Consider the following 12,990-nt stretch of genomic DNA (forward strand, 5'->3'; position numbering starts at 1 on the left):
GCCGGCCGTCAGCAACGCGGTGCGTCAGCCGGTGATCTGGAAGAACTTGCCGGCGATCGGGACGGCGGCGGCCGTCGACGCGCCGCCGTTCTCGACGAAGACGCAGAAGGCGATGTCGCCGCGGTACCCCATGAACCACGAGTGGGTGTGGGCCGGGTTGTTGTCGTATTCGGCCGTGCCGGTCTTGCCCCGCAGGTCGCCCGGCAGGTCCTTCAGCTGGTTGGCCGTGCCGTCCGTGACGACCTGGCGCATCATGTTGCGCAGCGCGTCCAGCGACGTCGGGTTGAGCTGCGGGCCGTCCGGCGCCGGGCTCTTCGGGGCCGGGTCCAGCACCAGCTGCGGCTGCTTCCACTGGCCGCGGGCGACCGCCGCCGCCGCGCCGGCCAGGCTGACCGGGGAGACGAGGTTGGTGCCCTGGCCGAAGGCGGCCGCGGCCTGCTCGGCCTGGGAGCCGTTGACCGACACCTTGCCGGTGAAGACGTCCGTGCCGATGTCCCACGGGATGCCGATGCCGAGCGAGGCCGCGGTCTTGCCCAGGCCGTCGGGGGCGATCTTCGGGGCCAGGGACGCGAACGCGGTGTTGCACGACTTCGCGAAGTCGGTGCGCAGCGGCACGTTGCCGAGCTCCTCGTCGTGGGAGTTCTTGAAGGTGCGGCCGTCGACGGTCAGCGTCTTGGGGCAGTTGACCGTGTCCTCGCCGGTCATGCCCTTGTCGAGCACGCCCAGCGCGGTGACGGTCTTGAACGTGGAGCCGGGCGGGGTCTGGCCGGTCAGCGCGAAGTTGTTCGGCGCCGCGCCGGGGCCGTTGGCCACCGCGACGATCGAGTTGTCGCTGATGCGGATCGCGACCAGGGCCGAGCGCCGCGTCTCGCCGGCCAGGGCCTGCTCGGCGGCGGTCTGCAGCTTGACGTCGAGCGTCAGCTTGATCTGCGCGCCGGCCGTGGGGTCGGTGGAGAACAGCTGCTTGTCGGGGGTGCCGGTGGGCATGGGCACGACCACCTTGACGCCCGGCTTGCCCTGCAGGATCGAGTCGTAGCGCTGCTGGAGCCCGGACTGGCCGACCACGTCGCCGATCTTGTACTTGCCCGGGTTCTTGTCCATGATCTCCTTCGTCACCTCGCCGGTGGTGCCCAGCAAGGCGCGGGCGAACTGCGCGGAGGGCGCGAGGGACTGCGTGGAGTTGCGGGTGACGACGCCGGGCGTGGAGTTGAGCTTGTTGGCGACCGGGTCGTAGACCTCCTTGCGCAGCGTGATGATCTGCACGAAGGCGTCCGGCTTGGCCTTCTTCACCTGGTCGGGCAGGCCGGACAGGTCGACGCTGACGTTGGCCTGGGTGAAGGCGTCGGTGAGGTTCTTCACGACGAGGTTGATGTCGGCGATCTGGCGCGGCTCGACGCCGACGATCACCACGGGCCTGGTGCTCACGATCGGCTGGCCGGAGCCGTCGAGAATGCCGCCGCGCGACCCGGCGCTCGTGCGGATCGCGAGCTTGTCGGTGGCCTCGAGCTGCGGGTTGATGGTCTTCGCCCCGAAGATCACGGTCCAGGCCTTGTCGACCCGCTTGGCGTCGATCGTGCTGTCGTACTCCCACGTCGAGTCGGCGATCGGCCACGCCACGTGCACGACGGCGCTGCTGTTGTCGTCCTTGACCACCGGCGCGCCCTTGAGGGTCAGCTTCGGCTTCAGCGTCGCGAGGTCCCCCTCGACGCTGGTCAGCAGCTTCTGCGCGGCATCGCCGGCGAGGGCCTTACCGTCCGGGCTCAGGAACTTCAGCCCCGAGATGTTGCCCTGCTCCCAAGCCCCGAGGAAGGCCTTGAACGAGTCGTCCGGCGGCTTGCTGGAGCACGCGGGCAGCGTGCCGAGCAACGCCAGGGCGGCGGCGAGTGCGGTGACGCGACGGATCGAAACGGCCATGTGGGCGATTCTGCGCTATGAAAGCACAGTTCTGCACGCCCCAAGATCGCACAAGTAGGACAATTCAGTACGCCGGACCCTGGTTGATCGGGTATTCGACGGTCGTGAACCGGGCGGCAAACTCCGACACCACGATGACGTCTTAGGCTGAGCGTGGACAACCCACAACGTGGTGGGCGAGGGGAGAACAACCGATGAATCGGCCTGGGGCAACCCCGGTGCAGGACGCAAAGGGTTTACGCGGTGCGCGCACACCCGATGCGGTCGAGGACGACGAGCTGGAGCAGTCGGTGCCGAACGCGGAGCATCTGGTGGCGGAGGCGGTGGTGCTCGCCACCGCGCAGGACGCCGACCCGGAGCTGGTCGCCGCCTACTGGCGCCTGGTGCCCGACGAGGAGCTGGCCTCCTGCGATGTGGCCAAGATGGTGGCGGCGACCCGGTCGCACACGGAGCTGGCCCAGCAGCGGCTGCCCGGCGAGCTGAAGCTGCGCCTCGGGCTGAGTGTCACCGGCGGCACGTCGGTGGAGATCGTCACCGACGACATGCCGTTCCTGGTCGACTCGCTCACCAGCGCGCTGTCGTCGCGCAACGTCGACGTCAACCTGCTGGTTCATCCCCTGGTGGTGGTACACCGGGCGCCGCTGGGCGCGCTGGAGGACGTCCGGGTCGGCGTCGAGCCCGAGGACGCGGCCGCCGGTGACCTGGTCGAGAGCTGGATCCGCATCGAGGTCGACCGCATTCGCGATCAGGACGACCTGGACGAGCTGCGCTCCGACCTCACCCGCGTGCTCACCGACGTGCGCGAGGCCGTCGAGGACTGGGCGAAGATGCGCATCCAGGCGCTCGCGCTCGCCGACGAGCTCGGCAGCGCCCAGCTGCCGGTGCCGGACAAGGACATCACGGACTCCGTCGAGCTGCTGCGGTGGCTCGCCGACGACCACTTCACCTTCCTGGGCTTCCGGGAGTACCGACTCAGCAAAGGCGAACGCGGCGAAGAACTGCTGCACGCGGTGCTCGGCAGCGGCCTGGGCATCCTGCGGGCGGACCAGATCAGGCCCCGGGTGCTCTCCTCGATGACCGCCGAGGCATACGCCAAGGCCAAGGAGAAGCGGCTGCTCATCATCACGAAGGCGAACTCCCGCGCCACCGTGCACCGCTCCGCCTACCTGGACTACATCGGCTTCAAGCAGTTCGACGCCGACGGCAACGTGGTCGGCGAGAAGCGCTTCCTGGGCCTGTTCTCCTCGGCGGCGTACCGCACCAGCGTGCGCGACCTGCCGGTGGTCAAGCGCAAGGTCGCCGAGGTGATCGAGCGCTCCGGGCTGTCGCCGCGCAGCCACTCCGGCAAGGACCTGATGGAGACGCTGGAGACGTATCCGCGCGACGAGCTGTTCCAGATCGGCACCGACGAGCTGTACAAGGCGGTCATGGGCGTGCTGCGCCTGGCCGGCCGCCGCCAGCTGCGGGTCTTCCTGCGCCGGGACGCCTACGGGCGGTTCATCTCCTGCCTGGTGTACCTGCCGCGGGACCGCTTCACCACCGCCAACCGGCTGCGCATCCAGCAGATCCTGCTGTCCGAGCTCAACGGCGTCGGCGTGGACTACACGACCCGGGTGAGCGAGTCGAAGTTCGCCCGCGTGCACTTCATCGTGCGCACCGAGCCCGGCAACCCGCCCGGCGAGATTGACGTCGACGACCTCACCGAGCGTCTCTCGGAGGCGACCCGGCTGTGGGACGACGACTTCCGGCTGGTGCTGGAGCGCAAGCTCAACGACGAGCACCAGGCCAAGGTGCTGTACCAGCGCTACGGCGGCGCGATCTCGGAGACCTACAAGGACGAGCACACCCCCTACGAGGCGGTCAAGGACGTCGCCAAGCTCGAGCTGCTCGACGAGCCGGGGCAGTTGGTCATGCACGTGTACCGCCGGCGCCAGGACGAATCCGACATCCGGTTCAAGGTGTTCCGGTACGGCGAGCCGATGCTCCTCTCCGCGGTCCTGCCGGTGCTGCACTCCCTGGGCGTGCGGGTGACCGACGAGCGGCCCTACGAGGTCGTCCGCGCCGACGGCACGGTCTACCTGTACGACTTCGGCCTGCAGCTGCCGCCCGACTCCCGCGCGATCACCGAGGTCCGCCCGCACCTGGAGAACGCGTTCTCGGCCACCTGGCGCGGCGAGGCCGAGGTCGACAACTTCAACACCCTCGTGCTGAAGGCCGGCCTGACCTGGCGCGAGGTCGTCGTGCTGCGGGCGTACGCGAAGTACCTGCGCCAGGCCGGCACGGTGTTCTCGCAGGACTACATGGAGACGACGCTGCTGGCGTACCCGGGGATCGCCTCGAAGCTCGTCGCGCTCTTCGTCGCCCGCTTCGATCACCGGCTGCAGCTGGCCGACGCGGCCCGCACCGAGTGGTCGAAGGAGCTGGTGGCGGCGATCAACGAGGACCTCGACGAGGTCACCAGCCTCGACCAGGACCGCATCCTGCGCTCGTTCCTGCACCTGATCCAGGCCACCCTGCGCACCTCGTTCTACCAGCGCGGCGACGGGGGCCGGCCCAAGTCGTACACCGCCTTCAAGCTCGACCCGCAGTCGATCCCGGACCTGCCCGCCCCGCGGCCCCGCTTCGAGATTTTCGTGTACTCCCCGCGGTTCGAGGGCGTGCACCTGCGCTTCGGCGCGGTCGCCCGCGGCGGGCTGCGCTGGTCCGACCGGCGCGAGGACTTCCGCACCGAGATCCTGGGCCTGGTCAAGGCGCAGATGGTGAAGAACGCCGTCATCGTGCCCACCGGCGCCAAGGGCGGGTTCGTGCTCAAGCAGAACCCGGGGGACCGCGACGAGGCGGTCGCCTGCTACCAGCTGTTCATCTCGGCCCTGCTGGACGTCACCGACAACCTCGACGGCGGCAAGGTGGTCGCCCCGCCCGACGTGGTGCGCCACGACCCCGACGACCCGTATCTGGTCGTCGCCGCGGACAAGGGCACCGCGACCTTCTCCGACATCGCCAACGAGATCTCGATGCGGTACGGCTTCTGGCTCGGCGACGCGTTCGCCTCCGGCGGCTCGGCCGGCTACGACCACAAGCGGATGGGCATCACCGCCAAGGGCGCCTGGGAGTCCGTCAAGCGGCACTTCCGCGACCTCGGCGTCGACACCCAGACGACCGACTTCACCGTCGTCGGCGTCGGCGACATGTCCGGCGACGTGTTCGGCAACGGCATGCTGCTGTCCCGGCACATCCGCCTGGTGGCCGCCTTCGACCACCGGCACATCTTCGTCGACCCCGCGCCCGACGCCGCGAGCTCGTACGCCGAGCGCCAGCGCCTGTTCGACCTGCCCCGCTCCTCGTGGGACGACTACGACCGGTCGCTGATCTCGGCCGGCGGCGGCGTGTTCCCGCGCACCGCCAAGTCGATCCCGCTCTCCGAGGAGGCCCGCGCGGCGCTCGGCATCACCACCGACGCCCCGCTGACCCCCAACGAGCTGATGCACGCGATCCTGGCCGCCCCGGTCGACCTGTTCTGGAACGGCGGCATCGGCACGTACGTCAAGGCCACCGGCGAGTCGCACGTCGACGTCGGCGACAAGGCCAACGACTACATCCGGGTCAACGGCCGCGAGCTGCGCGCGAAGGTGGTCGGCGAGGGCGGCAACCTGGGCCTGACCCAGCGCGGCCGCATCGAGTACGCCCTCAACGGCGGCCGCATCACGACCGACTTCATCGACAACTCGGCCGGCGTCGACTGCTCCGACCACGAGGTCAACATCAAGATCCTGCTCGACCGCGCGGTCGCCGCGGGCGAGCTGGACCCGGCCGAGCGCAACCCGCTGCTCGCCGAGATGACCGACGAGGTCGGCGAGCTGGTCCTGCGCGACAACTACGACCAGGCCACCGCCCTGGGCAACGCCCGCGCCCAGTCCCGCTCGCTGCTGCCGGTCCACAAGCGGCTCATCGCCGACCTGGAGCGCCGCGGCCAGCTCGACCGCGCCCTGGAGGGCCTGCCCAGCGACGAGGAGCTCGACGAGCGGGCCGCCACCGGCGTCGGCCTGACCTCGCCCGAGTTCGCCGTCCTGCTCTCCTACGTCAAGATCGTCCTGGAGCACGAGATCCTCGACTCGGACCTGCCCGACGAGGCCTGGACGAACGACATCCTGGTCGAGTACTTCCCGACCGCCCTGCGCGAACGGTTCGCCGAGGCGATGGCCGAGCACCCGCTGCGCCGCGAGATCGTCACCACGGCGGTGGTCAACGAGGCGGTCAACCGGGGCGGCACGTCGTTCTTCCACCGCGCCTCGGAGGAGACCGGCGCCGGCGCCGCCGACGTCCTTCGGGCCTCGGTCGTCATCCGCGAGGTGTACGGCCTGGGCGAGCTGCGCCGGGCCGTGGAGTCGCTGGACAACCGGATCCCGACCCAGTCGCAGACGGCGGTGTACCTGGAGATGCGCCGCCTGCTCGACCGCGCGGTGCGCTGGCTGGTATCCAACCGCCGCCTGCCGATCGACGTGCCGGGTGAGATCGCCCGGCTGCGCCCCGGCGTCTCCCGCCTGCTGCCGCAGCTGGACACCCTGTTCCGCGGCCGCGAGCGCGAGTCGCTGCGGGCCAACGCCGAGGGCCTGCGCGAGCTGGGCCTGCCGGCGGAGATCGCCGACAGCACGACCCGGATCATGTACGCCTTCGGCCTGCTCGACATCGTCGAGGTGGCCTCGGTCACCGGCCGCGACGTCAACGAGGTCGCCACGGTGTACTACCTGCTCTCCGAGCGCTTCCGGGTCGACGACCTGCTGTCGCGGATCTCCGCCCTGCCGCGCGAGGACCGCTGGCAGACCCTGGCCCGGATGGCGCTGCGCTACGACCTGTACGCGGCGCTGGCCGCCCTGACCGCGGAGGTCCTCAACGCCACCTCCCCGGACGGCGACCCGGAGGCCCGCGTGCACGAGTGGGAGCAGAGCAACGCGACGTCGATCGCCCGCACCCGCAACGCCATCGGCGAGTTCGGCGAGTCCCCGGGCGACCTGGCCGCGATCTCGGTCCTGCTCCGCCAGATCCGCACCCTGGTCCGCGCCTCGGCCGCCTGATTGCGCCCGGCGCTCCTCACTTGTACCGTGTGGTTGGTACAAGTGAGGAGCGCCGATGCTTTGGGCACCATTCCTGCGGCTGAGCGGCGTCGTTGCCGGCCTCCTAGCAGCGGTGGCGCTCGCCGCCCGGCCGGAGCCGGACGAGGGTCCCTCGGCCGCCGTCGCGGCCCTCGCCGCGCTCGCCGCCGCCGGCCTGTTCGCCGCCGACCGGACCGTGCCGCGCCCGGCCCAGACCGGCGTGCGGACCGCCCGGCTGGTCCGCCGCCGCCTCCTCGACGTGGTCCCCTTCGCCCCCGCCGCCGGCGTGCTCGTGCTCGCCGGCGCCCTGACCGGCCTGCTTGTCGCCACCGGCGCCGCGTCGAGGCCGCACAACTTCTCCGCGACCACCCCGCCCAACCCGGCCGACGGCCGCCACCTGGGCTGCCTGTCCGGCGGCGTGGCCCAGTCCGGCCCGTGGCCCGGCTGGCACTACGCGATCCCGGTGCTCGCCACCGTGGCGCTCGCGACCGTCGCGGCGGTCGCCGCCCTGCGCTCCCTCGTCGTGCGCCCGCTGGCCGACGCCCACCGGCACCAGGCGGCGTCGTCGGTCGTCGGCGCCCTCGGCGTCGTGGTGGCGACGCCGCTGGCCGGGGCCGCCTGGTTCGCCTACTCCGTCCTCGGCCAGCCCGGGGTCTGCGACGAGCCGGTGATGCCCGGGCTGCGCCCCTGGCTCCTGACGCTCGCGACCATGGCGGCCACGGCCGGCGTCTACTATGCGGCGCGCACCGTCGGCCCGCTCCGCCCGCTGAGCGCCCGACGATGATCGAGCCGCTGGTCACCATCGACTCGACGCGGCCGGTGCCGCCGTACGCGCAGATCCGCGACCAGATCGCCGACCTGGTCGAAGCGGGCGGCTTGGCGGAGGGCGCCCGGCTGCCGAGCGTGCGCCAGCTGGCCGGCGACCTCGGCCTGGCCGCCGGCACCGTGGCCCGGGCCTACCAGGAGCTGGAGTCCGGCGGCTACGTGACCACCCGGCGGGGCGGCGGCACCCGCGTGGCCAGGCAGCCGGTTGCCGCTCCCGGGCGCCGGTCGGCGCTCATCGAGCGGCACGCCCGCGAGTACGTCGACAGCGTCCGCCGCCTCGGCGCCGACCGCGCCGAGGCCGTCGCCGCCGTCCTCACCGCCTTCGACGCGTCCCCCCACTAAGCCGGGGCCGCTCGCCTGCCCCGCCCGCCCCGCCGTCGGCCGCGCCGGGACCGTGGCCGCCGCGCTCGCGGCTTTCGCGGTGTTTGTCGGCTAAGTCGGGGCCGCTCGGATGCCCCGCCCGCCGCCCGCCGCCCGCCGCCTGCCGCCCGCCGCCTGCCGCCTCGGCGTCGCCGTGCCGGGACGGTGGCCGCTGTGCTCGCTGCGTTCGCTGCGTTGCCCGATAAGTCGGGCGCTCCGCGCCACGACTTATCGGATTTTTCGCCTGACGGGTCATATAACCGAATTTGCGAAGTATGAACCGACTTAGGGGGCGCTGTCGCCCGCGCCGTGGGGCTTGACCTGGGGTGCTGGACGGGGGTCGGCGCCGAGCCTGCGGTTGGTCGGCGTTTCCCGCCGTCACGGTGCGCTTGATCGCGAAGCCGGAGTGCCGAGCGGCTGAAACCTTCCGTGATCATGGATGTCGGTGCCGTGGAAGCACCCGGTTTTTCATGATCGTGGAGACAAAGCGTACCTATGTGTACAGAAACGCTCCGTGATCATGAAAAAGCGAGGTGCGCGCGGCGACCTGTGCATGATCGCGGAGACTTTCGGCGGCTGCGTCAGAGCCGCGTTGACTGTGCGGCGGGCGGGATCAGCGGCTCGGGCGGCGGGTGGTTCTGCGGATGGCGCATTCCGGGCGGGAGCACCGCCGGGGCCGGCCGGTCCACCCGCCGGCGCGGAGCGCCCGGGCGACCTGGGCCGCCGTGGGGCAGGGCGTGCTGACGTCGGACCAGCCGTACCGTAGCGTGCGCATGCCGGTCGAGGCCGACTCGTTGTCGCGGCGCCGGTCGTCCCGGCGGCGCTCCTCCGGGTGGTAGGCGCCACCGTCGAGCTCGACGATCGCGCCGAACGCCGGGTACTCCACGTCGCGGTAGCGGGACCGCCCGGCCGCGCGCTGCCTGGACTGCCGCCGGCCCCGCGGCAGCCGGTGGTCGCGCTCGACGTCGTGGAGGTATCGGCGCTCCAGCACCGAATGCGCACCGGCGGCGGTGTCGTCGAGGATCCGGATGAGCAGCCCTCGGCGGCGTACCCTCCGGCGCTGGACCATCGCCTCGGCGAGCCGCTGCGGCGTGGTCAGCCGGCGACCGCACGCCGCGGTGATCCAGCCGATTGCCGCCTCGAGATCGTCCGCCTGATCGGCGAGGTCCAGCACCGTGTCCTCGATCCGGGTCCGGCACAGCGCCGGGCCGGGCGGCGCCGCCGCGGCCACCCGCCCGGAGCGGTGGACGACCACGCCGGGCATGGGCGCGATCCGCCGCTCGGCCGGGATGGTGACGTGCACCAGCGCAGCCGCAGTGTCGGTGAGTCCGAGCAGCTCCGCGGCCGTGTGGTGGCTGAGCGCCGCGCCCGGGCCGGCGCGCAGCAGGACGGCCCACAGCAGGGCCTCGCGCGGCAGCGTCCCGGTCGAGGCGTGGTACACCCCGTGGAACACCGGCGACCATCGTCCGGCCTCGAGGTGCCGGCGGATGGTGCCGGCACTGAGCCCCGCACGGCGCGCCTGGGCCGCCGTCACGACGCCGGCCTGCAGGCTGAGCAGCGCATCGAGCACCCGCTCAGCCTGGCACCGGCGCCGCGGGCGTGGGAAGACCGCGCCCGCGGCTGTGGATAACGCGCTACGCGGCGAGGCCACGGTGCTGGGGGCGTGGGAAGACCGCGCCCGCGGCTGTGGATAACGTGCTAGGCGGCGAGGCCGAGGGTTTCGGCGGCGGCGCGGCCGTTGGCGTGGCTCGCGCCCCACGTGGTGATGAAGGCGCGGGCGCCGGTCGGGCGCCAGGACGACGGCCAGCCCATCTCCACGACGGTGACCGCGTGCGTGTCGGTCAGGGTGTCGATCAGGGCGCGGGCGCCGGGCAGGCGGTGCACGTTGCGGCCGACGACCACGATCGGGCGGCCCCCCGCGCGGGCGCGCAGGTCGGTCGGGTCGGCCTGGGCGGCGACGACGCGCACCTGCTCGGTGCCGTTGATGTGCGGGCCGAGGCCCCACGGCACGCGCCCGGCCGCGATCGAGGACTCCGACTCCAGCTGGACGACGAGCGGGGCGCTGGCCCGGTCGTGGGTGCCCTCGATGCGGACCGCACCCAGGGCGGCCGGGTAGCCCAGGCCCGGCTCCTCGCGGTCGGTGCGGTCGCCGCGGCGGGTCCAGGCGGCCAGCTCCGCCACCCGGGCCACGGCCTCCTCCAGGCGATCGGCGGCGAGCCGGCCGTCGCGGACGGCGGCGGCGATCTCGTCGGCGCAGGCGTTGGTGATCCGCTCGTCGATGTCGGCGCCGATGCACAGCAGGTCGGCGCCGGCGGCCAGGGCGAGCACGGCGCCGGCCGGGATGCCGCCGGCGTAGCGGGCCGCGCCGAGCATCTCCAGGGCGTCGGTGACGACCACGCCGGTGAAGCCGAGCTCGCCGCGCAGCAGGTCGACGAGGACGGCGCGGCTGAACGTGGCGGGGGCGTCGCCGGTCAGCGCCGGCACCCGGATGTGCGCGGTCATGATCGACTTGGTGCCCGCCTCGATGGCGGCCACGAACGGGGGCAGCTCGCGGTTGTGCAGCAGCGCGCGGTCGATGTCGACGGTCGGCAGCTCGAGGTGCGAGTCGGCGAGCGTGGCGCCGTGGCCGGGGAAGTGCTTCGCGCACGCGGCCACGCCCGCGCCCTGCAACCCCCGCACGGCGGCGGCGGTGTGGGCGGCGACGGCGCGCGGATCGGCGCCGAAACTCCGGGTACCAATGATGGGATTGTCATCGGCGGTGTTCACGTCGACCGTCGGTGCCAGGTTGAGGTTGATGCCGAGCCCGTCGAGCTCTGCGCCGATGGTGCGGTAGACGCGCCGGGTGACGGCCGGGTCGTCGAGGGCGCCCAGCGCGGCGTTGCCCGGATAGGGGCTGCCCAGCCGGTGCGCCAGCCGGGTGACGTCGCCGCCCTCCTCGTCGATGGCGATGAGCACGCCCTCGCGCGCCGCGTGCAGGCTCGCGGTCAGCGCGGCGAGCTGCTCGCGCTCGACGATGTTGAACCCGAAGAGCAGGTGCCCGGCCATCCCCTCGGCGAGAAGGTCCACGGCCCATGCCGGGGCCTGCTCTGCGCGGAAGGCGCCGAGCAGCGTGCCCAGGGCCAGGCGGCGGAGTCCGGGATCGGTCGACACGATGTTCCCCCCTCAGCGCGGACGGGTGTTGGACACTCGTCGGAAAGCGCTATCCACGATCGTAGAAGCTTCTTGACCAGTTGTGCGTAGGCCGAGCGGGTGGTCCGACCGTACGCTTTCCCAATAGGTTGCTCGCAGCACGCTAATAGGAAAGTTTCCTAAATACTAGGGGTCGTGACGATGAGTTCCTCCAGGCTGCCCGGTACCCCCCGGTTATTGCGCGCCCTCAACGACCGCGCTGCCCTAGAACTGCTGCTCAGCCGGGGTCCGTTGACCCGCGCCCAGCTCGGCGAGCTGACCGGACTGTCGAAGGTGACGGCCTCCCAGTTGGTGGAACGGCTGGAGGAGCGCGGCCTCGTGGCCCGCGTCGGCGAGCAAGCCGGCGGCCGCGGCCCCAACGCGCAGATGTACGCGGTGGTCCCCGCCACCGCGTACGTGGTCGGCGTCGAGGCCGGCCCCGCCCACGTTGTGGCCGGTGTGGCGGACATCACGGGCAACATCGTGGGCCGCACGGATGTCGCCATCGGCGACGGCGACGACCCGGTCAAGGTCGTCCACGCCGCGGTCGTCGAGGCCGCCTCCGCCGCCGGCGCGCCGATCGAGCGCATCCGCCGCATCGTCCTGGGCACCCCCGGCCTGGTCGACCCGAAGAGCGGCGAGATCACCTTCGCCTGGGACCTGCCGCGCTGGCACCGGGGCCTGCTGACCGCCCTCAAGGAGGACCTGGACCGCCCGGTCATGTTCGAGAACGACGTCAACCTGGCCGCCATCGCCGAACAACACAGCGGCGCCGCCGTCGGCGCCCAGGACTTCGTCCTCGTCTGGCTCGACCGCGGCGTCGGCACCGCGGTCGTCCTCGGCGGCCGCCTGCACCGCGGCAGCGTGGGCGCCGCGGGTGAGATCGGCTACCTGCCGGTCGCGGGCACGCAGGTGAGCCGCGACGTGTCCCGCAAGTCGAAGAGCGGTTTCCGGACTTTGGTCGATGCCGCAGCGGTACGAGCCGTCGCCAAGACCCACGGCTTCAAAGCCGCCGGCGCCGCGGACGCGGTGCGCGCAGCCATCGCCGCGGGCACGGCCGGCAGCCCGTTCCTCGACGAACTGGCCCGCCGCATCTCGCTCGGCGTAGCGTCGGTCGGCCTGGTCCTGGACCCGGAGCTGGTCGTCCTGGCCGGCGAGATCGGCCAGGCCGGCGGCGCCGACCTGGCCCAGCGGGTCCAACACGAGGTCGCCGCGATCGCCGTCGTCTCCCCGCGCGTGGTCCCCACCGAGGTCGCCTCCGAGCCGGTCCTCAACGGGGCGATTCTCACGGGCCTGGACGCGGTCCGCGAGGAGGTCTTCGGCTCGACCGCCTGACCCGCGCCCGCGCCCGCGCCCGCGCCCGCGCTTCCGCGCCCGCGCCCGCGCTTCCGCGCCCGCGCCCGCGCTTCCGCGCCCGCGCTTCCGCGCCCGCGCTTCCGCGCCCGCGCTTCCGCGCCCGCGCTTCCGCGCCCGCGCTTCCGCGCCCGCGCTTCCGCGCCCGCGCTTCCGCGCCCGCGCTTCCGCGCCCGCGCTTCCGCGCCCGCGCTTCCGCGCCCGCGGGCGCGGCGTGTGAAGTGGCTGGCGCCTGATCCTGCTGGTTGTTGTCGGGTGGCTGGTGGCGGGCATCGCATTT

Annotated in this window: 7 protein-coding genes; 4 read left to right on the top strand and 3 right to left on the bottom strand. The window is 72.5% G+C overall.

Annotation, left to right across the window (positions count from 1 at the left end; genetic code table 11):
* Positions 1-24: 24 nt before the first annotated feature.
* Entirely contained in the window at positions 25-1,914 is a 1,890-nt protein-coding gene (locus ACQPXD_RS06830; RefSeq protein ID WP_432835914.1) for a penicillin-binding transpeptidase domain-containing protein, read from the bottom strand.
* Positions 1,915-2,108: 194 nt separating this feature from the next.
* Here ACQPXD_RS06830 and ACQPXD_RS06835 point away from each other — a divergent pair, with 194 nt between their 5' ends.
* The 3 genes from ACQPXD_RS06835 to ACQPXD_RS06845 are packed head-to-tail and all read left to right on the top strand — an operon-like array spanning position 2,109 to position 8,171.
* On the top strand, positions 2,109-6,986 hold the full coding sequence (locus tag ACQPXD_RS06835; RefSeq protein WP_432835916.1) for an NAD-glutamate dehydrogenase: 4,878 nt from the start codon (positions 2,109-2,111) through the stop codon (positions 6,984-6,986).
* Between the two features lie 55 nt (positions 6,987-7,041).
* Positions 7,042-7,788, top strand: a complete 747-nt coding sequence (locus tag ACQPXD_RS06840; RefSeq protein ID WP_432835918.1) for a hypothetical protein — start codon at positions 7,042-7,044, stop codon at positions 7,786-7,788.
* Positions 7,785-8,171, top strand: coding sequence for a GntR family transcriptional regulator (locus ACQPXD_RS06845; RefSeq protein WP_432835920.1), 387 nt, complete (start codon positions 7,785-7,787; stop codon positions 8,169-8,171). The genes ACQPXD_RS06840 and ACQPXD_RS06845 overlap by 4 nt, the downstream gene beginning before the upstream one ends.
* 631 nt (positions 8,172-8,802) lie before the next feature.
* Here the strand turns inward: ACQPXD_RS06845 and ACQPXD_RS06850 are convergent.
* Positions 8,803-9,759, bottom strand: a complete 957-nt coding sequence (locus ACQPXD_RS06850; RefSeq protein WP_432835922.1) for a type IV toxin-antitoxin system AbiEi family antitoxin domain-containing protein — start codon at positions 9,757-9,759, stop codon at positions 8,803-8,805.
* 128 nt (positions 9,760-9,887) lie between these two features.
* Positions 9,888-11,339, bottom strand: coding sequence for a glycoside hydrolase family 3 protein (locus ACQPXD_RS06855; RefSeq protein ID WP_432835924.1), 1,452 nt, complete (start codon positions 11,337-11,339; stop codon positions 9,888-9,890).
* Between the two features lie 180 nt (positions 11,340-11,519).
* Here ACQPXD_RS06855 and ACQPXD_RS06860 point away from each other — a divergent pair, with 180 nt between their 5' ends.
* A complete protein-coding gene (locus tag ACQPXD_RS06860) occupies positions 11,520-12,692 on the top strand; it encodes an ROK family transcriptional regulator (RefSeq protein WP_432843680.1) in 1,173 nt (390 codons plus the stop codon).
* Positions 12,693-12,990: the final 298 nt, after the last annotated feature.

It is taken from the genome of Dactylosporangium sp. CA-092794 (genome assembly GCF_050948465.1).
GTDB lineage: Bacteria > Actinomycetota > Actinomycetes > Mycobacteriales > Micromonosporaceae > Dactylosporangium.